General features: G+C 68.4%; 23 protein-coding genes and 1 other RNA gene. 17 read left to right on the top strand and 7 right to left on the bottom strand.

All coding sequences use genetic code 11. The annotated features are described in order from the left end of the window. Positions 1–5 precede the first annotated feature (5 nt). A complete protein-coding gene (locus ACSQ2G_RS18465) occupies positions 6–749 on the bottom strand; it encodes an EF-hand domain-containing protein (RefSeq protein ID WP_436033342.1) in 744 nt (247 codons plus the stop codon). A 309-nt stretch (positions 750–1,058) separates the two neighbouring features. On the opposite strand from ACSQ2G_RS18465, the gene ACSQ2G_RS18470 reads away from it, so the two are divergent. The 5 genes from ACSQ2G_RS18470 (at position 1,059) to ACSQ2G_RS18490 (ending at position 6,623) form a co-directional block, all read left to right on the top strand. After that, the gene (locus ACSQ2G_RS18470) at positions 1,059–2,261 is read left to right on the top strand and encodes an ABC transporter permease (RefSeq protein ID WP_436033343.1); all 1,203 of its coding nucleotides are present in this window, start codon (positions 1,059–1,061) and stop codon (positions 2,259–2,261) included. After that, positions 2,258–3,025, top strand: a complete 768-nt coding sequence (locus ACSQ2G_RS18475) for an ABC transporter ATP-binding protein (RefSeq protein ID WP_310082758.1) — start codon at positions 2,258–2,260, stop codon at positions 3,023–3,025. The genes ACSQ2G_RS18470 and ACSQ2G_RS18475 overlap by 4 nt, the downstream gene beginning before the upstream one ends. 19 nt (positions 3,026–3,044) lie before the next feature. Beyond that, positions 3,045–4,049, top strand: a complete 1,005-nt coding sequence (locus ACSQ2G_RS18480; protein WP_310082760.1) for an HlyD family secretion protein — start codon at positions 3,045–3,047, stop codon at positions 4,047–4,049. Positions 4,050–4,126: 77 nt separating this feature from the next. After that, positions 4,127–5,035 (top strand): SDR family NAD(P)-dependent oxidoreductase, encoded by a 909-nt coding sequence (locus tag ACSQ2G_RS18485; protein ID WP_436033346.1) that lies wholly within the window; start codon positions 4,127–4,129, stop codon positions 5,033–5,035. A 277-nt stretch (positions 5,036–5,312) separates the two neighbouring features. Next, positions 5,313–6,623: an outer membrane protein transport protein gene (locus ACSQ2G_RS18490; protein ID WP_436033348.1), complete on the top strand. Its 1,311-nt coding sequence runs from the start codon at positions 5,313–5,315 to the stop codon at positions 6,621–6,623. Positions 6,624–6,827: 204 nt separating this feature from the next. Here the strand turns inward: ACSQ2G_RS18490 and ACSQ2G_RS18495 are convergent, their stop codons facing one another. After that, positions 6,828–7,940 (bottom strand): Mrp/NBP35 family ATP-binding protein, encoded by a 1,113-nt coding sequence (locus ACSQ2G_RS18495; protein WP_436033350.1) that lies wholly within the window; start codon positions 7,938–7,940, stop codon positions 6,828–6,830. Positions 7,941–8,038: 98 nt separating this feature from the next. Between ACSQ2G_RS18495 and hflK the strand changes: the two genes are divergently transcribed. Both hflK and hflC read left to right on the top strand, forming a co-directional pair. Beyond that, positions 8,039–9,142, top strand: a complete 1,104-nt coding sequence (hflK, locus tag ACSQ2G_RS18500; RefSeq protein WP_436033352.1) for an FtsH protease activity modulator HflK — start codon at positions 8,039–8,041, stop codon at positions 9,140–9,142. Further along, the gene (gene hflC, locus ACSQ2G_RS18505) at positions 9,139–9,987 is read left to right on the top strand and encodes a protease modulator HflC (protein WP_436033354.1); all 849 of its coding nucleotides are present in this window, start codon (positions 9,139–9,141) and stop codon (positions 9,985–9,987) included. Before hflK ends, hflC begins: the two co-directional genes overlap by 4 nt. A gap of 188 nt (positions 9,988–10,175) precedes the next feature. On the opposite strand, the gene ACSQ2G_RS18510 is transcribed toward hflC, so the two are convergent. From ACSQ2G_RS18510 to ACSQ2G_RS18520, 3 genes are read right to left on the bottom strand one after another with little or no spacing between them, the layout of a single operon-like run. Further along, complete coding sequence (locus ACSQ2G_RS18510) at positions 10,176–10,841, bottom strand: HAD family hydrolase (RefSeq protein ID WP_436033356.1); 666 nt, start codon at positions 10,839–10,841, stop codon at positions 10,176–10,178. Then, entirely contained in the window at positions 10,838–11,707 is an 870-nt protein-coding gene (serB, locus tag ACSQ2G_RS18515; RefSeq protein ID WP_436033358.1) for a phosphoserine phosphatase SerB, read from the bottom strand. Before serB ends, ACSQ2G_RS18510 begins: the two co-directional genes overlap by 4 nt. Before the next feature lie 56 nt (positions 11,708–11,763). Beyond that, complete coding sequence (locus ACSQ2G_RS18520) at positions 11,764–12,237, bottom strand: hypothetical protein (protein ID WP_310082769.1); 474 nt, start codon at positions 12,235–12,237, stop codon at positions 11,764–11,766. A 55-nt stretch (positions 12,238–12,292) separates the two neighbouring features. Between ACSQ2G_RS18520 and miaA the strand changes: the two genes are divergently transcribed. The 8 genes from miaA (at position 12,293) to ACSQ2G_RS18560 (ending at position 18,320) form a co-directional block, all read left to right on the top strand. Continuing rightward, positions 12,293–13,222 (top strand): tRNA (adenosine(37)-N6)-dimethylallyltransferase MiaA, encoded by a 930-nt coding sequence (gene miaA / locus ACSQ2G_RS18525; protein ID WP_436033360.1) that lies wholly within the window; start codon positions 12,293–12,295, stop codon positions 13,220–13,222. An 83-nt stretch (positions 13,223–13,305) separates the two neighbouring features. After that, entirely contained in the window at positions 13,306–13,788 is a 483-nt protein-coding gene (locus ACSQ2G_RS18530) for a CinA family protein (protein WP_436033362.1), read from the top strand. A gap of 118 nt (positions 13,789–13,906) precedes the next feature. Then, positions 13,907–13,954: a hypothetical protein gene (locus ACSQ2G_RS18535; RefSeq protein WP_369744215.1), complete on the top strand. Its 48-nt coding sequence runs from the start codon at positions 13,907–13,909 to the stop codon at positions 13,952–13,954. A gap of 115 nt (positions 13,955–14,069) precedes the next feature. Further along, the gene (locus tag ACSQ2G_RS18540) at positions 14,070–15,875 is read left to right on the top strand and encodes an acetolactate synthase 3 large subunit (protein ID WP_436033364.1); all 1,806 of its coding nucleotides are present in this window, start codon (positions 14,070–14,072) and stop codon (positions 15,873–15,875) included. 196 nt (positions 15,876–16,071) lie between these two features. Further along, positions 16,072–16,380 carry a GIY-YIG nuclease family protein gene (locus ACSQ2G_RS18545; protein WP_436033755.1) on the top strand — a complete coding sequence of 103 codons (309 nt, stop codon included), beginning with the start codon at positions 16,072–16,074 and terminating at the stop codon, positions 16,378–16,380. Further along, complete coding sequence (ilvN, locus tag ACSQ2G_RS18550) at positions 16,381–16,929, top strand: acetolactate synthase small subunit (RefSeq protein ID WP_056761859.1); 549 nt, start codon at positions 16,381–16,383, stop codon at positions 16,927–16,929. A gap of 2 nt (positions 16,930–16,931) precedes the next feature. After that, a complete protein-coding gene (locus ACSQ2G_RS18555) occupies positions 16,932–17,786 on the top strand; it encodes a hypothetical protein (RefSeq protein ID WP_436033367.1) in 855 nt (284 codons plus the stop codon). A 96-nt stretch (positions 17,787–17,882) separates the two neighbouring features. Further along, the gene (locus ACSQ2G_RS18560) at positions 17,883–18,320 is read left to right on the top strand and encodes a hypothetical protein (protein WP_436033369.1); all 438 of its coding nucleotides are present in this window, start codon (positions 17,883–17,885) and stop codon (positions 18,318–18,320) included. 50 nt (positions 18,321–18,370) lie between these two features. Here the strand turns inward: ACSQ2G_RS18560 and ACSQ2G_RS18565 are convergent, their stop codons facing one another. Both ACSQ2G_RS18565 and ACSQ2G_RS18570 read right to left on the bottom strand, forming a co-directional pair. Beyond that, a complete protein-coding gene (locus ACSQ2G_RS18565; protein WP_436033371.1) occupies positions 18,371–19,033 on the bottom strand; it encodes an aquaporin in 663 nt (220 codons plus the stop codon). A gap of 125 nt (positions 19,034–19,158) precedes the next feature. Continuing rightward, complete coding sequence (locus ACSQ2G_RS18570) at positions 19,159–20,070, bottom strand: AraC family transcriptional regulator N-terminal domain-containing protein (RefSeq protein ID WP_436033373.1); 912 nt, start codon at positions 20,068–20,070, stop codon at positions 19,159–19,161. Between the two features lie 202 nt (positions 20,071–20,272). Between ACSQ2G_RS18570 and ACSQ2G_RS18575 the strand changes: the two genes are divergently transcribed. Beyond that, entirely contained in the window at positions 20,273–20,581 is a 309-nt protein-coding gene (locus tag ACSQ2G_RS18575; RefSeq protein WP_436033375.1) for an Atu4866 domain-containing protein, read from the top strand. Continuing rightward, positions 20,547–20,911, top strand: a transfer-messenger RNA (tmRNA) gene (gene ssrA / locus ACSQ2G_RS18580). Before ACSQ2G_RS18575 ends, ssrA begins: the two co-directional genes overlap by 35 nt. The last annotated feature ends 168 nt before the right edge of the window (positions 20,912–21,079 follow it).

The following is a 21,079-nucleotide window of genomic DNA, read 5'->3' on the forward strand; positions in this document are numbered from 1 at the left end:
GCGCTTCACGCCGCCACGTCGACCGACGGCGTCGCCGCGCCGGTGGAACCGGCCAGGCTGCTGGCCAACTGGCTGAGCAGCTTTTGCATCAGGTCCGAAGCGTCGCTGGAGACGTCCGATCCCAATTGGTCCGTCGCCGAGGTCAGGGTCTGGACCAGTTCGTCGGCCGTCACCACCCCGTCGCCGTTCAGGTCGGCCGGGTCGGTCGAGGCGCTGGTGGAGGACCCGCTGGCTTCCGAACCCCCACCGGGCGGCGGGCCGCCAGGTCCGTGCGGACCGCCATGCGGCGGCTTCATCGCCTGGAACTCGTCCAGCGATAGGGTCCCGTCCCCGTCGGCGTCACCACTCGACACCAGGTTGGACGCCATGTCCGCGGCGCTGGGCGCGTCGGTCGGCAGGTCGGACGGGGCGTGGGCGGCCATGGCCGTGGCCAGTTCGTCCTGGGTCACCGTTCCGTCGCCGTCCGCATCGGCGTCGGCGAACATCGAGGCGGCGCGGTCGCTCCGGTCCGTCTGCTGGGCGCCCAGCAGCGACGCCAATGTATCGGCGCCGAAACCCTGGCCGGACGAGGACCAGCCCTGCATCGGCGGCGGCGGACCGTTCCCGCCGCCCGCCGGCACGTTCTGCCCGACCTCGGCGAAAGGGTCATTGGACGCCGACTCGCCGTCCCCGGCCTGGGCCGAAGCGGACGCCCTCGCCTGCAGCAGCTGCTGCAACAGCGAAGAGGACCCAATACTGGAGATGGTCATCTGTCTCTCCTTGGAAGAAGGCGCGTCGGCCCTTGCGCCGACGCCCGCGCCGACAGCCGACGCGACAGGCCAGGTGCGAAAAACATGCCCTGTTTCAGCTTGTTGCGACCTCGACACAGTGAACCAAGCCGGCGAAACCCAGGACGGGATGGGCAAACTTGACCGGACCGCGGAGGACGCCGCGACGGCGAGAAAACAGGCAAGGCGCCGCTTCCGGAGATCGCCGATCGCGCCTTACCCCGATTTAACTTGGCCGCTTGAAGTTCACCGGGCATTGCTGCAACCCTGGATTTGGGGAGCGTTGCGAGCATGTCGTTGGCCTTGGCCACACTGTTGTACGAGTGGCGTCGGTACATGGCGGCCGTGGTCGCGCTGGCCTTCTCGGGTTTGCTGGTGCTGGCCCAGGTCGGCATCTTCGTCGGCATCGGCAAGGGCTTCACCGCCCAGATCGACCGGGCCCGCGCCGACATCATGGTGCTGGGTCCCGGCGCAAAGGCGCTGTTCGGCGGTCCCTCGGGCCTGCCGCGCCGGATGATCCCCCTGGTCTACACCCATCCCGAGGTGCTGCAGGTGGCGCCGCTGGACGGCTCCGGCGGCCGCTTCCAGAACATCCAGTCGCCCGAGGAGCAGGCCAAGGCCGACGCGCGCGCCAAGCAGGCCGGCAAGGGCGGCAAAGGGGGCGGTGGCGGCGGCCGCAAGAGCGAGTTCGTCAACGTCACGGTGATCGACGCGATCCCCGGCTTCGTCACGGTGCCGACCGACTATACGCTGAGCATGGTCGAGGCCCTGCGCCAGCCGTACTCCGTGGCCGTCGACCAGACCGCCCTCAAGCGCCTGGGCGTCAAGAAGGGCGACAAGGCCCTCTACAACGGCAAGACCATCACCATCGGCGTCGTCACCCACGGCTACCCCAACATCATCCAGCCGACCCTGGTGATGTCGCGCGACACCCTGCGGATGCTGGGCGAGGCCGACACCGGCCAGCGCGTCGGGCCGCTGATGGTGCAGATCCGCGATCCGGCTCGCGCCGAGATCGTCGCCGCCCAGCTCAACAAGAAGGGCGACGGCAAGTTCCGCGCCTGGACCCGCCAGGAACTGGCCGACGCCAATTCCGGCGCCATGCTCGACGACCAGATCATCGGCATCATCCTGGGTTTCTCGGCGTTCCTGGGCCTGCTGATCGGCGTAGTGATCACCTGGCAGACCCTGCGCGGCGCGATCATGGCCAACATCAAGGAGTTCGCCAGCCTGCGCGCCCTGGGCGTGTCGATGGGCGACCTGCGCAACATCGTCATGGAGCTCAGCTTCTGGGTCGGGATCGTCGGCGTGATCGCCTCGGCCGCCCTGACCTGGCTGGTCTCGCTGGCGGCCACCGCCGGCGGGGTGCCGATGTCGTTCCCGCCGATGCTGGTGGCCGTGGTCGCCGTGTTCCTGATCGTCATCGCCATGGTGTCGGGTTTCCTGTCGCTGGGCGTCCTCAAGAACAGCCAACCCGCGGATCTCCTGCGATGAACGCTCCCGTCTCGATCAAAAGCCTCCGCAGCTTCACCCATGGCGAAAGCGCCCTCACGGCGAAAGGCCTGGTCAAGCGCTTCAAGACCGGCCGGACGTTCATCGAGGTGCTCAAGGGCGTGGACTTCGACGCCAAGCACGGCGACGTGACCATGGTCATGGGCCCGTCGGGCTCGGGCAAGTCGACCCTGGTGGCGGCCCTGTCGGGGCTGCTCAAGCCCGACGAAGGCAAGGTCAAGGCTCTCGAGGCCGCCGACCTGTGGAAGCTGTCGCCGGGTAAGATCGACAAGTTCCGCCTGGACCACTGCGGCTTCATCTTCCAGGGATTCAACCTGTTCCCGGCCCTGACGGCCAAACAGCAGGTGATGACCGCGCTCAAGTACCAGGGCGTCGGCCCCGGCGAGGCCGGCCGCCGCGCCCAGGCGGCGCTGGAGTCGGTGGGCCTGGGCCCGCGCGTCAACCAGCGCCCGTCCGAGCTGTCGGGCGGCGAGAAGCAGCGCGTGGCCATCGCCCGCGCCCTGGCCAAGAACCCGAACCTGATCTTCGCCGACGAACCGACCTCGGCCCTCGACGGCAAGAGCGGCGAGATCGTCATCCGCCTGCTGCGCCAGGCCGCCACCGAGCGCGGCGCGGCGGTGATCTGCGTGACCCACGACCCGCGGCTGGAGGCCTATGCCGACCGCGTCATCCACATCGAAGACGGTCTGATCCTGGACGACGTGCGCAGGACGCCCGACGCCAATCCGCCGTCGCTCAGCCACTGATTTCTTGGGGAAGTTGTCCATGCCCGCGTTCCTGCGCCGTCCCGCCTTCTGGATCATCATCGCGGTCGTCGTGCTTGGCGGCGGCGGGTTCTTCTTCGTGAAGAGCCAGGCGGCCGAGAAGAAGAAGAAGCTGGAGGCCGCGGCTGTCCAGGAAGAGCCCAGCCCCTACGCGGCCATCGCCAACGGCAAGGCCGACATCGAGGGCGGCATCATCCAGGTGGCCGCGCGCCGCCAGGGCATTGTCCGCGACGTCATGGTCCAGGAGGGGCAGGACGTGGTGACCGGCCAAGCCCTGGCCAAGCAGGAGGACGACGACGCCCGCCTGGCGGCCGAAACCGCCAGCGCCAGCCTGAATTCGGCGCGCGCCCAGCTGGCGCTCTACCAGGTGCAGCTGCGCACCAGCCAGCGCGAGTACAAGCGCCTGCAGAACCTGTCGGCCTCGAACTTCGTGGCCGGCCAGCGCCTCGACGCCGCCCAGGACCAGATCGCCACGGCCACCGCCAACATTCAGGCCCAGCAGGCCGCCATCCAGGTCGCGACCGCCCAGTTGGCCCAGGCGCGCTACAACCAGGAACTGACGGTGATCCGCGCCCCGGCCGACGGCCGCATCGCCCGCCGCTACGCCAATCCCGGCGCCGGCGCCTCGACCCTGAACGTCACCCCGATGTTCGACCTGGAGCCGCGCACCGCCCGCATCGTCCGCGCCGAGATCGTCGAGGCCGACATCCCCAACGTCACCCTCGGCCAGGAAGTCGAGATCCAGCCGGAAGGCGATCCGACCAAGACCTATGTCGGCAAGGTCCTGCGCCGCGCCGCCGTCTACGGCGCCCGCAAGTTGGCTTCGGACGACCCCAGCCAGCGCAGCGACGACCGCGTCGTCGAGGTGGTGGTCAGCGCCGACGGCGCGCCGATCCTGGTGGGCCAGCGCGTGCTGGTGAAGTTCATGAAGCCCGGCCAGAAGGCCGGCGTGAAGCGCGACCAGCCCAAGCCGCCGATCGCGGGCGGCGACAAGAAGAAGGCGTAAGCCTCCTCTCTTGACGCTCCCTCCCCCGCGCCGCACAAACGCGACAAACCAAACGCGCGTTTGAGGGAGATGAGAGCATGGCGGACGAGATCCGGTTCGACGGTCAGGTGGCGATCGTCACGGGGGCCGGCGGCGGCCTGGGCCGGCAGCATGCGCTGGAGCTGGCGCGGCGCGGAGCCAAGGTGGTGGTCAACGACCTGGGCGGCAGCGTCGATGGCTCGGGCGGCTCGTCCGACGCGGCCAAGGCCGTCGTCGCCGAGATCGAAGCCTTCGGCGGCCAGGCCATCGCCCATGGCGCCTCGGTGACCGATGACGCCGGCGTCGCCGACATGGTCAAGACCACGATGGAAAAGTGGGGCCGGATCGACATCCTGGTCGCCAACGCCGGCATCCTGCGCGACCGCACCCTGAGCAAGATGGAGCTGGCCGACTTCGAGGCGGTGATCCAGGTCCACGTGTTCGGCACCTTCAAGCCGATCAAGGCCGTCTGGGACATCATGAAGGCCCAGAACTACGGCCGCATCGTCGTGACGACCTCGTCCTCGGGGATGTACGGCAATTTCGGCCAGAGCAATTACGGCGCGGCCAAGATGGCGGTGCTGGGCCTGATGAACACCCTCAAGCTCGAAGGCGCCAAGAACAACGTCAAGGTCAACGCCATCAGCCCGGTCGCCGCCACGCGCATGACCGAAGGCCTGATGCCGCCGGAGGTGCTGGAGAAGCTGAAGCCGGAATACGTCACCCCGGGCGTGGTCTATCTGGTGTCGGAAGACGCCCCCACCGGAGCCATCCTGACGGCCGGCGCCGGAGCCTTCGCCCTGTCGCGGATCTTCGAGACCGAAGGCGTCTATCTCGGCGAAGGCGGCCTCTCGGCCGAGGAAGTTCGCGACAACTGGGACCGGATCACCGCCGAGCCCGACCAGAAGGCCTATTTCAACGGCGGCGAACAGGGCGCGAAGTTCTTTCGCAAGTTGGCTGGCGGCTAATTTCCCCTGCGAAGCGGAGATCTTGAATTGTGACGCGAAAGAAGGTGGCGTAGATTTCCCTTACGTCAGCTTTTTCGCGTCCTTTTCAGGCAACTTCGAGCGTAACTGACGGAACATCGAAATATAGATCGTGCTCAACGCTGACATTCTTGGACGCTCTGCACAAAATTCACCGTTTTGCGAATAAATAGCAACGGTTTTTGACTGGATGCGTTAGAGCGACGGCAACCGGCGCCACCAAGGGCGCCGGAGCTTCCTCCCCAGAAGGTCGTCTCTCATGTCCATTACGCGTATCTCCCTCGCCGCCGGCGTGGCGCTCGCCGCCCTGGCCGCGGCTTCGCAGGCCTCCGCCGCCGCTTTCTACCTGCAGGAGCAATCGGTGCGCGGCGCCGGCCGGGCCTATTCGGGCGAAGTCGCCGACCGCGGCGCCGCCAGCCTGTGGTGGAACCCCGCCTCGATCGCCGGTCTCGACAAGAACGAGATCTATGGCGGCGTCCACCTGGTCCAGGTCGACTCGCAGGTCAACAACGCCGGCTCGACCCTGACCCGTCCGGTCATCCCGGGCGGCCTGACCACCCCGGTCGGCGGCGAGCCCTATGCCGGCGGCCCGATCAATAACGGCATCGTCCCCAACCTGGCCGGCGCCTTCCGCGTCAACGACAAGCTGGCCGTCGGCCTTTCCGTCGCTGCGCCCTACAACTTCACCACCGACTACAACAGCCGCAGCTGGACGCGCTACGACGCCCTGAAGTCGAACCTGAAGACCATCGACGTCAACGGCGTGGTCGCCTACCGCGTCAACGACATGCTCGACCTGGGCGTGGGCGTTTCGGCCCAGTACACCGACGCCGAACTGTCCTCGGCCCTGCCGAACCTGTCGCCTCTGCTGCCCGACGGCTCCTCTTCGCTGAAGGGCGACGGCAACTGGGACTATGGCTGGAACGTCGGCGCCCAGTTCCACGCCTCGCCGGCCCTGACGATCGGCGCCTCGTACCGCTCGGAGATCAAGCACAAGCTGGACGGCCATGTGGTCGTCTCAGGCCTGCTGGGCCCGCTCGCCGCCGCGAATGTCGATACCGACGGCAAGGCGACGATCACCACCCCGTGGATGGCCAATCTGGGCGCCCGCTGGCAGGTGACGGACAAGACCACCCTGAACGCCTCGGTCTCGCGCATCGGCTGGAGCGAGTTCGAAAAGATCGTCATCACCTATCCGAACGGCGGCACGGTCAGCCAGCAGAACTACAAGGACACAACGACCGTGGCCGTCGGCGTCGACCACGACGTCAACGACAAGCTGACCCTGCGGGCCGGCGTGCAGTACGACCCGACCCCGACCCCCGACATCGGCCGCACCGCTCGCGTGCCGGACGGCGACCGCATGCTCTACGCCGTCGGCTCGACCTGGAAGGCGACCGACAGCATCCAATGGGACGCGGCCCTGTCGTACATCAGCTTCGACGACACCAAGATCAACCGCACCGAGACGATCTATCCCGGCACCGCGGCGGCGACGACCCTGAACCTCAAGGGCGACGTCGGAGGCTCGGCCGTGGTCCTGTCGACGGGCCTGCGCTGGAGCTTCTAAGCTTCGGCATGAGTTGATGAAGAAGAGGCCGTCCGGAGCGATCCGGGCGGCCTTTATTCTGATCCTCCCCCTGTGGGGGAGGTGTCGGCGAAGCCGACGGAGGGGGGACTTATAGGAGAGGGGTCGATCCCGGATCGACGATCCGAAGACTCCCCCCCACCGGCCTTCGGCCGCCTCCCCCACAGGGGGAGGTCCTATGACGAATTACCCCTTCACCCCGCCCCACAGCGCCTTCGCCGCGCCCGTGAACGCCTTGGCCGCGGCGCTGTCCGGCGCGCGCAGCACCACGGGCGTTCCGGCGTCGCCGGCCTCGCGCACGGCGATCTCGATCGGAACCTGGGCCAGGACCGGAACGCCCAGGGCCTGCGCCTCGGCCACCCCGCCGCCTGCCCCGAAGATCGGGATCGGGGCGCCCGTGGCCGGATCGGCGAAGAAGGCCATGTTCTCGATCAGGCCCAGGATCGGGGTCGCCGTCTTGCCGAACATCGCCGCCGCGCGTCGCGCGTCGATCAGGGCGATCTCCTGCGGCGTGGTCACCAGCACCACGCCGTCGATCCGCAGCTTCTGGACCAGGGTCAGCTGGATGTCGCCGGTGCCGGGCGGCAGGTCGACGACCAGCACGTCCAGCGGCGCGGCTTGCGAGCCCCAGGCCACGTCGTGGATCATCTGGCGCACGGCGGACGAGGCCATGGGGCCGCGCCAGATCATCGCCTTGCCTTCGTCGACCAGGAAGCCGATCGACATCAGTTTGATGCCGTGAGCCTCCAGCGGCTGCAGCTTGCCGTCCTCGAAGCTGGGCTCGCCGTCGATCCCCATCATCCGCGGCGCCGAGGGACCGTAGACGTCGGCGTCCAGCAGCCCGACCCGCAGGCCTTGGGCCGCGAAAGCGCAGGCCAGGTTGGTGGCCACTGTGGACTTGCCCACCCCGCCCTTGCCCGAGGCTACGGCGATAACGTGCTTCACATGGGCCGGTTTCTCGGCCTCCGGGGGCGGAACCAGCTTGGCCTGGCCGTCTTCGGAAACCTTGGCCCCCTTACGCACTCGCGTCGCGCCCTCGGCGGCCTGGGCGGTCAGCACCACCTGGGCGACCTCGACGCCCGGCAGGCCGGCCAGCACCTTTTCGGCCGCCTCGCGCACCGGAGCGTACGTCGCGGCCTGGGACGCGGGCACCTCCAGCATGAAGCCGGCGCGGCCGGCGCGCACGACCAGGCCCTGCACTAGGCCGGCCGTCACCAGCCCCTCGCCGGAGACCGGATCGACGACGAGATCCAGCGCCGCGCGGGCGTCGTCCAGGGTGGCGGGGGAAGCTGCGGTCACGGGATTGTCTTGCCTTGTTCTGCGGGGGCTTTCATATCCGCGTGCAGGGGTCGTTTTACAACCCCGCCAATGCTGTGACCGGGAAGACCAAGCCGCCCATGCCCTGGAACGACAACGCCGGCCCCGGACCTTGGGGATCCCCGCCGCCGAACGACGGCAAGAAGGACGGAGATCGGCCAAGAGGCGAGGAGTCGCCCCCCGGCGGTCCCAGCGACCCGCCGCCGGCCCTCGACCTCAACGCCCTGATCGAGCGGCTGTCCAACCGCCTGCGCCAGACCTTCGGCGGCCCCAGCCGGTCGCGCGCGCTCGGTGGCGCCGCCCTGGGCGTGATCGCGCTGTGGGCCCTGTCCGGCTGCTACGTGGTCCAGCCCAAGGAGCAGGCGGTGGTCACCACCTTCGGCGCCTACAGCCGCACCGCCCAGCCCGGCCTGCGCTACCACCTGCCCTGGCCGATCGAGCACGCCGAGCTGGTGCCCGTCACCTCGATCCAGACCCTCGACATCGGCGGCACGGTCAGCCAGCCGCTGCCGGACGAGCGCCTGATGCTGACCGGCGACGAGAACATCGTCGACCTCAGCTTCACCGTGCAGTGGAAGGTGTCCGACGCGGCCAAGTACGCCTTCAACGTCCGCGAACCCGACACCGTGATCAAGGACGTGGCCGAAAGCGCCATGCGCGAGGTGGTCGGCCGCACCGCCCTGACCCCGATCCTGACCACCGGCCGCGGCCAGGTGCAGGACCAGACCGAGCAGCTGATGCAGCGCATCCTCGACCGCTACGATGTCGGGGTGTCGGTCCAGAGCGTCAACATCCAGGCGGCCACCACGCCGGGTCCGGTGCTGGAAGCCTATCGCGACGTGCAGCGCGCCGCCCAGAACGCCGAATCCGCCGCCAACAACGCCCGGGGCGAGGCGGCCCAGATCAAGCAGGCGGCCCTGGGTTATCGCGAGCAGGTCGTGCGCGAGGCGGCCGGCGACGCCGACCGCTTCAACCAGGTCTACGCCCAGTACAAGCTGGCCCCCGCCGTCACCCGCGAGCGTCTCTATATCGAGACCATGCAGCGGGTGCTGGAGCGGTCCAACAAGGTGATCATCGACAACAAGGGCGCCACCGCCCCCGTGATCCTGCCGCCCGACGCGTTCCGGCCCAAGGGCCCGTCCGTGTCGGCCGCCGTTTCCGGCAGCGAGGGAGCCGTCCGATGAACCGCCTCAATCGACCTGTCGTCGCCACGGGCGTCGGCGCGCTGTTCCTGCTGATCCTGGCCAACTTCACGCTGTTCCAGGTGAACCAGCGACAGCAGGCCCTGCTGGTGCGGCTGGGCGATCCGGTGCGCGTGGTCAGCACGCCGGGCCTGCACCTGAAGAGCCCGTTCGACACCGTCATCCGGTTCGACAAGCGCAATATCGAGATGATCAACGCCCAGCCGGAAGAGGTCACCGCCGCCGACCAGGAGCGGCTGGTGGTCGACGCCTTCGTCCGCTACCGCATCACCGACCCGCGCCAGTTCTACCGGACCCTGGGCCAGGAGAGCGTCGCCACCGACCGTCTGGACCGCATCGTCAACGCCGCCCTGCGCGAGGAGATCGGCCGCTCGACGTCGGAAGAGGTGATCGCCGGCAAGCGCGCCCAGGTGATGGCCGCCATCCGCGACCGCGTCGCCCGCCAGGTGGCCGCGTCCAACCTGGGCGTCCAGATCATCGACGTGCGCATCAAGCGCGCCGACCTGCCGCCGACCAACGAGCAGGCCGTGTTCGAGCGGATGCAGACGGCCCGCAAGCAGGAGGCCGCCGAGCTGCGGGCCATCGGCGAGCAGAAGCGCCGCGAGATCGTCGCCACCGCCTATGAGGAGGCCGAGAAGATCCGCGGCGACGCCGACGCCCAGCGCGCCCAACTGTTCGCCGAAAGCTTCGGTCGCGATCCGGGTTTCGCCGCTTTCTACCGCTCGATGTCGGCCTACGAGAAGGCGCTGGGCCAGGGCGACACCACCCTGGTCCTCTCGCCCGACAGCGCCTTCTTCAAGTACTTCGAGAAGGGCCCGGCGGGCTGACCTGAATATGGAAAAGGCCGGCGGAGCGATCCGCCGGCCCTCTCTTTCGCTTTTCGTTGTCATCCCGGACAAGGCCCGAAGGGCCGCCGATCCGGGACCGCCGGAAGTGCTGAGCTCACGCGTCGGTCCCGGATCTTCGCGCTACGCGCTCGTCCGGGATGACAGCGCCGTTTTAGGGGAACGCGCCCCTAAGCCGCCGCCTTCAGCAGGTCCATGACCACGTGCAGGCTCTCGGCGATGTGCACGCACTTGTCGTGCATCTCCTCATTCGGATCGAGAATGTCCGGCACCATGATCGTCATCATCCCCGCCGCATGGGCCGCGCGGACGCCGGGGTGGGAGTCCTCGAGCGCCAGGCATAGGGTCGGGTGCACGTTCAGCCGGCGGGCGGCCTCCAGATAGGGGTCCGGATGCGGCTTGTGGCGGACGACATCGGCGTTGGCGACCACCGCGTGGAAGCGCTTGACCAGGTCGAAGCGGCCCAGATAGCGGTCCACCGCCTGGCGACTGTTGGAGGTGGCGATGGCGCGCGGCACGCCCAGGGCGTCCAGGTAGTCCAGGATCTCCATCACCCCGGTCTTCAGTCGCACCTCGGCCTCAAGGATCGCCTCGACGTCGCTCCAGGTGCGGGCGAAGTAGTCCTCGACGGGGAAGCCGGCGCCATAGAGCTCGCGCAGCATCACGCCGCATTCCGGATTGGTCTTGCCGACCATGGAGCGGTAGGTGGCGGCCGTGAAGTCGACGCCGAACGCCTGGCCGGCCTCGATCATCGCCGCCTGGTAGACCGTCTCGGTGTCCAGCAGCAGGCCGTCCATGTCGAACACCACCGCCTGAACGCCGCGCGGGAAGGTCACGAGACGAATTCCGCGGTGGTGTAGCCCTGGAAGTAGAGCAAGGCCGTGAGGTCGGCGTGGTCGACCTTGGCGTGGGCCTGGGCGGCAACGATCGGCTTGGCGCGGTAGGCGACGCCCAGGCCGGCGACCTCGATCATCGCCAGGTCGTTGGCGCCGTCGCCAACCGCCAGGGCGTCGGCCGGGGTCAGGCCCAGGGCCGCGGTCTCTTCCCGCAGCGCCGCCAGCTTGGCCTCCTTGCCCAGGATCGGCTCGCCGACCGTTCCGGTCAGCCGGCCAGCGTCCTCGATCAGGGTGTTGGCGCGGTTCAGGTGGAAGCCGGCGGCTTCCGCGACCCGCGAGGTGAAGAAGGTGAAGCCGCCCGAGACCAGGGCGCAGCGGGCGCCGTGCGCGGCCATGGTCCGCACCAGGATCCGCGCCCCGGGATTGAGCTTCACGCGGTCGTCATAGCAGGCCTGCAGGGCGTCGACCGATAGGCCCTTGAGCATGCCGACCCGCTCGCGCAGCGCGCCCTCGAAGGCCAGCTCGCCGCGCATCGCCCGTTCGGTGATCTCCGAGACCTTGTCCTTGACCCCGGCGAAGTCGGCCAGCTCGTCCAGGCACTCCACATTGATGATCGTGGAGTCCATGTCGGCGATCAGCAGCCGCTTGCGGCGGTTCTCGATCGGCTGGACCGCGAAGTCGACCGGCAGGTCGCCGACGGCGGCCTTCACCGCCTGGTGGGTCTCGACCGGTGGCAGGTCGGCCAGCAGGTCCAGCGCGCCCTGCCCCAGCGGAACTTCCGACGAGATCGCTAGGACGGCGCGCACGGCGGCAGCGGCCTGCGCCAGGGCGGCAGGGTCGGGCGAGACGAGTGTGATCGCGAGCATGACGGGGCGGCTATTGGAGGAAGCCGCCCGCGTCAACCTTCAAGCGCTGCGGAAGGTCAGGATTGGGGCGCGGCCACCGACATGCAGCGGCTGAACACCGCCATGGCCTGGTCCTTGCCGCCGCCGTCCTGGTTGATCTTGGCCGACAGCGCGGCCACGCCCCGGCGGTACAGGGTCGAGGGCGTCGAGCCCTGGGCCACGCCCTCGGCATAGGCCTTGTCCAGCACCTGGCCGCCGCTGACGCCCAGCAGCTTGAACATCGGGACCATCGCGGCTCCGGCGCCGTTGCCCTGCGAGAACTTCGCCGCCAGTTGCGGATTGCGCTGCAGCACCTCGTCGATCGTCACCAGCATCACGCCGCAGCCCAGGCGCTCATCCAGGGTGGCGGGCCCTTGGGCCTCGGGCGTCGTCTCGGTTGGCGCTTGGACCGGCGCCTTGGCCGGCGTGGTGCGGTCGGCCGAAGCGGCCAGGACCGGCGACGCGGCCAAGACAAGAACGCCGGCCAGGATGGCGCCGAAGGTGGTTTTCATGGTTTGTCCCCGATAACGCGAACCCCTCGAGACCGGAAAAGGACTCGACCCGAGATTGCCTGATACAAAGATCGTCCTTATCGCCGGGCCAACAGCCAGCGGCAAGTCCGCCCTGGCCCTGAAGATGGCGCGCGAGACCGGCGGCGAGATCGTCAACGCCGACTCCATGCAGATCTATGCTGGTCTGCGGGTGCTGACGGCCGGGCCGTCGCCCGACGAACTGGCCGAGGCGCCGCACCACCTGTTCGGCGTCGCCGACGCCGAGGACGGCTGGTCGGTGGGGCGCTGGTTGGCGGCGGCGACGCAAAGCCTGGCCGAGATCGCCGCCCGCGGCCGCCCCGCCATCGTGGTCGGCGGCACGGGCCTCTATTTCCGCGCCCTGACCCACGGCCTGGCCGACGTGCCGCCGGTGCCCGAGACCCAGCGCGAGATCTCGGCCCTGCTCTACGCCGCTCAAGGCGAGCCCGAGTTCCGCGATGTGCTGGCCACGCTCGACCCTCAGGCCGAGGCGCGCATCGAGGTCGGCGACCGCCAGCGCCTGGTTCGCGCCCACGCCGTGGCCGTGGCCACCGGCAAGTCGCTGACCGCCTGGCAGACCGACACCCGCCCGGCCCTGGCCGCGGGGACCTGGCGCGGCGTCGTGCTCGATCCGCCTCGCGCCGAACTCTACGATCGCTGCGACGCTCGTCTGGGTTTGATGGTCGATCACGGCGCGCTGGACGAGGTGGCGGCGATGGAGGCGCGAGGCCTGGATTCGTCCCTGCCCGCGTTGAAGGCTGTCGGCTACCGAGAACTGGCCGCCCACCTGCGGGGCGAGACGTCCCTGGAGCAGGCCTTGGAGGCGGCGCGGCAGGAGACGCGGCGCTACGCCAAGCGCCAGATGACTTGGTTTCGGAACCAGACGCCGGACTGGGAGCGGGTTGAAACACTTGCCCCCTACGGATCGCTTCGCGATCGCCTTCCCCCGGAGGGGGAAGAGCCTTAGAGCGAGCGCTCCGCCCCTATGGGGGCGGACAGGCGGCGAAGTCGCCAGGTGGGGGCAAGGTCCCCGGTATACAGGACGCAACCATGACCGAACTCGCCCGCCTCGCCGCCGCCGTCGCCGCTCGCCTGACCGAGCGGGGTGAAACCCTCGCCGTGGCCGAATCCTCGACCGGCGGCCTGATCTCGGCGGCCCTGCTGGCCGTGCCCGGCGCGTCGAAGTTCTATGTCGGCGGCGCCGTGGTCTACACCGCCCGCGCCCGGCTCACCCTGCTGGACATCCCGCAGAAGGCCATGGACGGCCTGCGCTCGGCCAGCGAGCCCTATGCCGTGCTGCTGGCCCGGGTGGCGGGCAAGAACCTGAAGGCGACCTGGGGCCTGTCGGAAACCGGCGCGGCCGGGCCGGACGGCAACCGCTATGGCGACGCGGCGGGTCACAGCTGCGCCGCCGTGGTCGGGCCGGACACCGAGGTCAGTCTTACCGTCGAGACGGGCCTGGACGACCGCGAGGCGAACATGCGACGCTTCGCCGAGCACGCCCTTGCCCTGTTGCTGCAGCGCCTGGGTTGAATTTCGCCTGACGGAACGCCGTTGCGCCGGCGCAACGGGTTGTTTCTTGCGTCAAAGCGCGCCTTGACGGCCCTCGGCGAGCATGGCATTCCCCGATCATCCATTTGGAGCAACACTCGTGCGCAACACCATGATCGTACTTATGGAGCGGCCGTTCACGGCGTGACCTCGAAGTCACGCTGATAGATCGGTCGCGCGCACAAAAGGTCCTTCGGGGCCTTTTTTCTTTTCCGCTTCCCCGCCTCCCGCCGCCCAGTTTCCCAACCCCAGGGATCACCGCCATGACCGCCCACCAGACCATCGAGAGCTCGACCCCCGTCGACACCGCCTCCCGCGCCATGACCGGCGCCGAGATCGTGGTCCGCGGCCTCGTGGACCAGGGCGTCGAGGTGCTGTTCGGCTATCCGGGCGGCGCGGTCCTGCCGATCTATGACGCCCTGTTCCACGAGCCGCGCCTGCAGCACATCCTGGTCCGCCATGAGCAGGGCGCGACCCACGCCGCCGAGGGCTACGCCCGCAGTTCGGGCAAGCCGGGCGTCGTCCTGGTCACCTCGGGCCCGGGCGCGACCAACGCCATCACCGGCATCATGGACGCCCTGATGGACTCCATCCCGATGGTCGTCATCACCGGCCAGGTCCCCACCCACCTGATCGGCACCGACGCCTTCCAGGAGGCCGACACGGTCGGCATGACCCGCTCGTGCACCAAGCACAATTACCTGGTCAAGGACGTCCGCGACCTGCCGCAGATCATCCACGAGGCGTTCAAGATCGCCACCACCGGCCGCCCCGGCCCGGTGCTGATCGACATTCCCAAGGACGTCCAGTTCGCCAAGGGCGAATATTACGGCCCGACGGAAGTCGCCTCGACCCACGCCTACAATCCGCGGGTCAAGGGCGACCAGAACCGCATCGCCGAGGCCGCCCGGCTGATCGCCGGCGCGCGTCGACCGATCTTCTACACCGGCGGCGGCGTCATCAACGCCGGTCCCAAGGCGGCGCAGGCCCTGCGCGAGTTCGCGGCCTTGACCGGCGCGCCGGTCACCTCGACCCTGATGGGCCTGGGCGCCTTCCCGGCCGCCGACCCGGCCTGGCTGGGCATGCTGGGCATGCACGGCACCTTCGAGGCCAACAACGCCATGCACGACTGCGACGTGATGATCTGCGTCGGGGCGCGGTTCGACGACCGGGTCACCGGGCGCCTCGACGCCTTCTCGCCGGGCAGCAAGAAGATCCACATCGACATCGACGCCTCGTCGATCAACAAGAACGTCCGCGTCGACCTGCCGATCGTCGGCGACGCCGGCAGCGTGCTCGAGGACCTGATCGCCGCCTGGAAGGCCGCCGGCCACCAGGCCAACAAGGCCGCCTTGACCGACTGGTGGGCCCAGATCGACCAGTGGCGCGCCCGCCAGTGCCTGAACTATCGACGCTCCGACACGGTCATCAAGCCGCAGTACGCCATCGAGCGCCTGTACGCCCTGACCCGCGACAGGGACGTCTACATCACGACGGAAGTCGGCCAGCACCAGATGTGGGCCGCGCAGTTCTTCCGGTTCGAGGAACCTAACCGTTGGATGACCTCCGGCGGCCTGGGCACCATGGGCTACGGCCTGCCCGCCGCGATCGGCGTGCAACTGGCCCATCCGGGCAGCCTGGTCGTCGACATCGCCGGCGAGGCCTCGATCCAGATGTGCATCCAGGAACTGTCGACGGCGATCCAGTTCAACCTGCCGGTCAAGATCTTCATCCTCAACAACGAATGGATGGGCATGGTCCGCCAGTGGCAGCAACTGCTGCACGGCGAACGCTACAGCCACTCCTATTCCGACAGCCTGCCCGACTTCGTGAAGCTGGCCGAGGCCTACGGCGCCGTCGGCATCCGCTGCTCGGACCCGGCCGAGCTGGACGGCAAGATCCTGGAGATGATCAACAGCGACAAGGTCGTGGTCTTCGACTGCCGCGTCGAGAAGCACGAAAACTGCCTGCCGATGATCCCCTCGGGCAAGGCCCACAACGAGATGATCATGGGCGACGTCGAGGACATCGGCTCGGTTATCGGCGCGGCGGGCGGCGGGTTGGTTTAGGCGCCGTGCGTCCTTCGAGGCCCTCCTGCGGAGGGCGCCTCAGGATGAGGAAGTCAGTAGAGCCGAGAATTCAGTAAAGCCTCGGTTTTTTGCTTTCGTGTCGTCCGCTTCATTCCTCATCCTGAGGTGCGAACCTGAAGGGTTCGCCTCGAAGGACGCAGGGCCGATGTACGATCTCCACAGCGCGTGGGTTTACATGCTCCAGTACCGCGACGGTTCGTACTACGTTGGCTCACATCGCGGACCCGATGTGGAAGTACGCGTCGCTCAGCATCAAGAGGGCCGCGGCGGCGAGTACACAGTCTGTCGGCTTCCCGTGAAGCTCGTGTGGTGTCAGCCCTTCCAGTACATCATCGACGCTATCGACACCGAGCGTCGGATCAAAGGTTGGTCCCGCGCCAAGAAAGAAGCGATGATACGTGGCGATTGGGATGCACTACCGTCCCTATCGCGTCGTCGCGGCGGCAAACCCAAACAACAAGAGCACAGAGTCAGAGCGCCCTAGATGACCGACCTCCAACCCGCCTCCGCCTACGACATGGCCCCCAACGAACAGGTCGAGCAGACCGCGACCTTCGCCCTGCTGGTCGACAACGAGCCTGGCGTGCTGCACCGGGTGGTCGGGCTGTTCGCCGCGCGGGGCTACAACATCGAGAGCCTCACGGTCGCCGAAACCGACCGCAAGGCCCACACCAGCCGGATCACGGTGGTCACCCGCGGCACCCGTCACGTGCTCGACCAGATCGAGGCCCAGCTGCACAAGGTGGTCAGCGTCCGCCGCGTGCACGACGTGACCCGCGATCCCAACGGCGTCGAGCGCGAACTGGCCCTGGTCAAGGTGCGCGGCCAGGGCGTGGACCGCGTCGAGGCCTTGCGCATCGCCGAGATCTTCCGCGCCAAGCCGGTGGACACCACGCTTGAGAGCTTCGTGTTCGAGATCTCGGGCGCGCCGTCCAAGATCGACAAGTTCCTGGACCTGATGCGGCCGCTGGGCCTGGTGGAACTGTCGCGCACCGGCGTGCTTTCCATCGAACGGGGTGTTGAAGGGATGTAGCGATGAGCGGCGCGATCCTCTTGGCTGGCCTGGCGGCGGGCGTCGCCCTCGCCGGCCAGCAACCCGCGCCGCAAGCCGCCCCGCCGCCGCCCGATCCCGCCATCTGGTGGGCTCCGGAAATCCGCAAGCCGCCGCCCGAGCAGGATCCCTTCCAGGGCCGCCGCCTGCGGCCGGGCGAGACGCTGGTCCCAATCGACAACGGCGTGGATCCCCTGCTCTACCGCCTCTGGGGTCTGCAGCCCCTGCAGAGTCAGCTGATCAAGCGCGGCGAACTGGTGCTGGAGGTGTGGGCCCGGCCCGCCACCGGCGTGCGCCAGGCAGTGATCCGCGTGACGGTGCGCCGCGACGGCCGCGCCTTCGTCCAGGCCCGGGCCGGCCTGGGCTGCTGCTCGCCGGAGATCGGCCGCCGCGTCGATATCGACGCCGAGCTCGCGACCCAGCAGATTCCACCGTTGAAGGCCCTGGTCGGCGCGCCGATGTGGAGCCAGCCCCGCTCGGTGGTCGTCGACTATGGCGGCGGGGCCGTGGAGCCCGTGTGCCTGGAGGGCGTCTCCTGGGACGTCACCCTGCTGGTTCCCGGCCAGGCCCGCCATCTGCGCCGGGCCTGCGACGACGCCGAGGTGGGCTCGATCGCGCCGGCCTTGGCCGCGGCGCTGTCGGCCGCCTCGGGACGCGACGCCCGCTTCGACGCCATGTTCGCGCGCGGCGGCGACTTCTCGCGCCAGCAGCGGGCCTATGACGCGCTGATCGCCTCGGGCGGGCGGTTGAAGCCCGGCGAGAACAATCGCCCTCAGCCGCCGGCCGTGCCGACCCCGGCCGATGAGGAGCCGGAGACGCCGGTCCCAGCCTCGCCTTAGCGTCCTGGACGCGCACCCCGTGCAAACACGCTCCGAAATTGCAATTCCCGGATAACATCGATATCAAACTTGACCATGACTCCGGGAGGGAAAACCATGGTCAAGACCGTCGCCCTAAAATCCATGCTGGCCGCCGCCGGCGTCGCCGCCACGCTCGGCGCGACCGCCGCCCAGGCCCAGGCCGTGCCGAACACGCCTCAGGTCAAGTTCATCCCTTCGGGGGAAGCGCCGTCGATCCCCGCCGGACTGCAGACCGCCTGCATCAATGCACCGGTCGACGGCGCGCCGACCAGCAAGACCTGCCCGGTCATCTACTACGGCTCCGCCAGCACCTGGGTCTTCAGCTACGCCGACAACCGGACGTCGTTCGCCCTGGTCACCTTCGACTCGACCGGCAAGGTGCTGCGGAATGTCGAGCGCCCCGGAGCCCGCTACATCTTCGACGTATTTAGCGACGACAGGGGCCAGAAGCTCACCCTAGTCGGCCAGTCCAAGAACTCGGTCGTGATCAACTGGTCCGACCTGCCGCACTGAGTCCATGGTCCGTTTCGGATGCCCCTCCGAAACGGACCATGGAGCGCGCCTCAGCCCACCTTCAACACGTTGAAACGGTAGAGCAGCGCGCCCAGCACCGCGCCGATCGCCGGGGCCACGAAGAACAGCCACAGCTGCGCCAAGGCCTGGCCGCCGACGAAGATCGCCGGACCGAAGCTGCGGGCCGGATTGACCGAGACGCCGGTCACCTGGATGCCGACGATGTGGATCACCGCCAGGGCGATGCCGATGCCCAGACCCGCGAAGCCGGGCGCGGCGTCGGTGCCGGTCGAACCCAGGATGACGATCACGAACAGGGCGGTCATCACCACCTCGAAGACGAAGGCCGCCTCGACCCCGAAGCCGCCGCCGTAACCCGTGCCCCAGCCGTTCTGGCCCAGGCCATGCGCCGTGCCGCCGGCGATCAGCAGCAGCACCGCCGCCCCGGCCGTCGCGCCGACGAACTGGGCGATCCAGTACAGCCCCATCTCCTTGGCGCTCATCCGCCCGGCCACGAAGGCCGCCAGGCTGACCGCCGGATTGACGTGGCAGCCCGAGACCGGACCGATGCCATAGGCCATGGCGATGATCGCGAAGCCGAACGCCAAGGCTATGCCAAGTTGTCCGACATGGTCGCCGCCCAGAACGGCCGCGCCGCAGCCGAACAACACAAGAGCAAAGGTGCCGATGAACTCGGCAACAATTTTTGACATTTCCCGATCTCCCTCTCCGCGCCCGCACTCCACCTTGAAGACAAGCGTCGCGAGCTTGTCTCTATTTGGCGAGTCCTGGAATAGGGGAAATGCCCCAGGCGGCCGAAGCACCGGTCCCCGGCGCGTCAGGTGTCCAGCAGCATGTCCGGCCGGCTCCTCAGGCGCGCGGCGTCGCGCAGGGGCGGCGCGCCAAACAGCCGGGCATATTCACGGCTGAACTGCGAGGGGCTGTCATAGCCCACCGCATGGCCGGCCGATCCCGCGTCCAGCCGCTGGGCCAGGATCAGCTTGCGCGCCTCCTGCAGGCGGATCTGCTTCTGGTACTGCAGCGGGCTGAGCGCGGTGACCGCCTTGAAGTGGCGATGCAGGGCCGAGGGGCTCATCCGCGCCTCCGCGGCCAGCTCCTCGATGCTGAACGGCTGGTTGAAGTGCTGGGTGATCCAGCCGATCGCCCGCTTGACCTGGCGCATGCGGCCGTCGGCCCGGGCGATCTGGGCCAGGCGCGGCCCCTGGTCGCCCAGCAGCATACGATAGAGGATCTCGCGCTCGATCAGCGGGGCCAGCACGGCGGCGTCGCGCGGCGTGTCGATCAGCCGGACCATCCGCATCACCGCGTCCAGCAGGGGCGGATTGACCTGGCTGACCGCCATGGCTCCGACCAGCGGTCCGGCGTCCTGGGCCAGGGCCGGCTCGCCACCCAGCTGCAGCAGCAGGTCGCCGATCACCGCCGGGTCCAGGGTCATCCGGAAACAGAGGTAGGGCGCCTCGGGCGAGGCGTCGACCACCTGGCCGATCACCGGCAGGTCGACCGAGGCCACCAGATAGTTCAACGCGTCATAGACCAGCACCGCCCCGCCGCTCAGCACCTGTTTGCGCCCCTGGGCCACGACGCAGACCGCGGCGCCGAACACGCCGTGGGTCGGTTCGCTGGGCTGGCTGATCCGGATCACCGACGCACGGTCGCCGCAGATCTCATAGGTTCCATCCGCGGGCGCGTATCGTTCAATCAGAGCGGCGAGTTCGCCTTGCTCGATCATCGACATTTCCTTTTGTTGATAGACGTTGCCTTACGCCTCGTCGGTCGGCCCGTCACGCTTGCCAAAGGTGATGTGCAGGATCGTGCAATCAAGGGGCAGCATCGGTCTATCCCCTGAGGGCTCGGATGCGTCACATTGGCGGGGTCGGTCTCGTCATGCCTCCTGTCCGGTCGTGACGTGGCCGCCCGCCCCCGAGGTTCCCATGAAATACTATCCCAAGATCGCTCGCCGCGTGTCCGGCGTGTGGGCCAGCGCCGACGGCGTCGCCCTCGAACTGCGCATGGACGGTCGGTTCGAAGAACGCCACGACGGCGAGGTCGCCTTCATCGGCCACTACGAAATGGAAGGCGACGACGTGCGCCTGTTCGAGGACAACGGCGGCCTGCTGGTCGGCCGCCTGACCGAAGGCCGCCTGAGCCTGCAGCCGCCGCCCCGCCCGCCGGAAACCGCCCAGTTTCCCCGTCGCCCCCAACGTCGGCCTTCCATCCGCGAGCCCCAGCCCCTATATTGAATCCGTTCGGGTTCGCCCGGACTATGGGGATAAACGCGCACGTAATAAGCGGACTGGACCCGGGTGCGATTCCCGGCGGCTCCACCAAGACCTCCCGAGTTATCACGGGAATGCATGGGGCCGATCAGCATCGACAGACGTGTAAAGGTGTATGCTTTCTCTCGGCGTGGCTCACCGTATCGGGCCGCTAAACTAACTGCGAACGATAACTTCGCTGAAGAGTTCGCCATCGCCGCGTAATGCGGTGCGGGTGATCTCGCCTCTTAAGTCCTAGGGGTTCAGATCCTTAGGCGGGGCCCGGAGGGAGCCTGCCAACAGAATCCCTCCACTTTCCACGACATCGCCGAGGCTCCCTCCTCTTCCTTGCGAAGAGATGCGGGAGCCTGCCAACAGAATCCCTCCACTTTCCACGACATCGCCGAGGCTCCCTCCTCTTCCTTGCGAAGAGATGCGGGAGCCTGCCAACAGAATCCCTCCACTTCCTCCCTCGCGAAGCGG

It is taken from the genome of Caulobacter sp. LjRoot300 (assembly GCF_964253875.1).
In the GTDB taxonomy this organism is placed as follows: domain Bacteria; phylum Pseudomonadota; class Alphaproteobacteria; order Caulobacterales; family Caulobacteraceae; genus Caulobacter.

What these genes read in the sequence shown, in the direction of transcription:
- ACSQ2G_RS18485 (WP_436033346.1), top strand. Translation starts at nt 4,127, where the DNA reads ATGGCGGACGAGATCCGGTTCGACGGTCAGGTGGCGATCGTCACGGGG.
- ACSQ2G_RS18560 (WP_436033369.1), top strand. Translation starts at nt 17,883, where the DNA reads ATGGTCAAGACCGTCGCCCTAAAATCCATGCTGGCCGCCGCCGGCGTC.
- ACSQ2G_RS18555 (WP_436033367.1), top strand. Translation starts at nt 16,932, where the DNA reads ATGAGCGGCGCGATCCTCTTGGCTGGCCTGGCGGCGGGCGTCGCCCTC.
- hflC (WP_436033354.1), top strand. Translation starts at nt 9,139, where the DNA reads ATGAACCGCCTCAATCGACCTGTCGTCGCCACGGGCGTCGGCGCGCTG.
- ACSQ2G_RS18465 (WP_436033342.1), bottom strand. Translation starts at nt 749, where the DNA reads ATGACCATCTCCAGTATTGGGTCCTCTTCGCTGTTGCAGCAGCTGCTG.
- ACSQ2G_RS18490 (WP_436033348.1), top strand. Translation starts at nt 5,313, where the DNA reads ATGTCCATTACGCGTATCTCCCTCGCCGCCGGCGTGGCGCTCGCCGCC.
- ACSQ2G_RS18570 (WP_436033373.1), bottom strand. Translation starts at nt 20,070, where the DNA reads ATGATCGAGCAAGGCGAACTCGCCGCTCTGATTGAACGATACGCGCCC.
- ACSQ2G_RS18480 (WP_310082760.1), top strand. Translation starts at nt 3,045, where the DNA reads ATGCCCGCGTTCCTGCGCCGTCCCGCCTTCTGGATCATCATCGCGGTC.
- serB (WP_436033358.1), bottom strand. Translation starts at nt 11,707, where the DNA reads ATGCTCGCGATCACACTCGTCTCGCCCGACCCTGCCGCCCTGGCGCAG.
- ACSQ2G_RS18540 (WP_436033364.1), top strand. Translation starts at nt 14,070, where the DNA reads ATGACCGCCCACCAGACCATCGAGAGCTCGACCCCCGTCGACACCGCC.
- ACSQ2G_RS18545 (WP_436033755.1), top strand. Translation starts at nt 16,072, where the DNA reads ATGCTCCAGTACCGCGACGGTTCGTACTACGTTGGCTCACATCGCGGA.
- ACSQ2G_RS18530 (WP_436033362.1), top strand. Translation starts at nt 13,306, where the DNA reads ATGACCGAACTCGCCCGCCTCGCCGCCGCCGTCGCCGCTCGCCTGACC.
- ACSQ2G_RS18520 (WP_310082769.1), bottom strand. Translation starts at nt 12,237, where the DNA reads ATGAAAACCACCTTCGGCGCCATCCTGGCCGGCGTTCTTGTCTTGGCC.
- hflK (WP_436033352.1), top strand. Translation starts at nt 8,039, where the DNA reads ATGCCCTGGAACGACAACGCCGGCCCCGGACCTTGGGGATCCCCGCCG.
- ACSQ2G_RS18470 (WP_436033343.1), top strand. Translation starts at nt 1,059, where the DNA reads ATGTCGTTGGCCTTGGCCACACTGTTGTACGAGTGGCGTCGGTACATG.
- ACSQ2G_RS18575 (WP_436033375.1), top strand. Translation starts at nt 20,273, where the DNA reads ATGAAATACTATCCCAAGATCGCTCGCCGCGTGTCCGGCGTGTGGGCC.
- ACSQ2G_RS18565 (WP_436033371.1), bottom strand. Translation starts at nt 19,033, where the DNA reads ATGTCAAAAATTGTTGCCGAGTTCATCGGCACCTTTGCTCTTGTGTTG.
- ACSQ2G_RS18475 (WP_310082758.1), top strand. Translation starts at nt 2,258, where the DNA reads ATGAACGCTCCCGTCTCGATCAAAAGCCTCCGCAGCTTCACCCATGGC.
- ilvN (WP_056761859.1), top strand. Translation starts at nt 16,381, where the DNA reads ATGACCGACCTCCAACCCGCCTCCGCCTACGACATGGCCCCCAACGAA.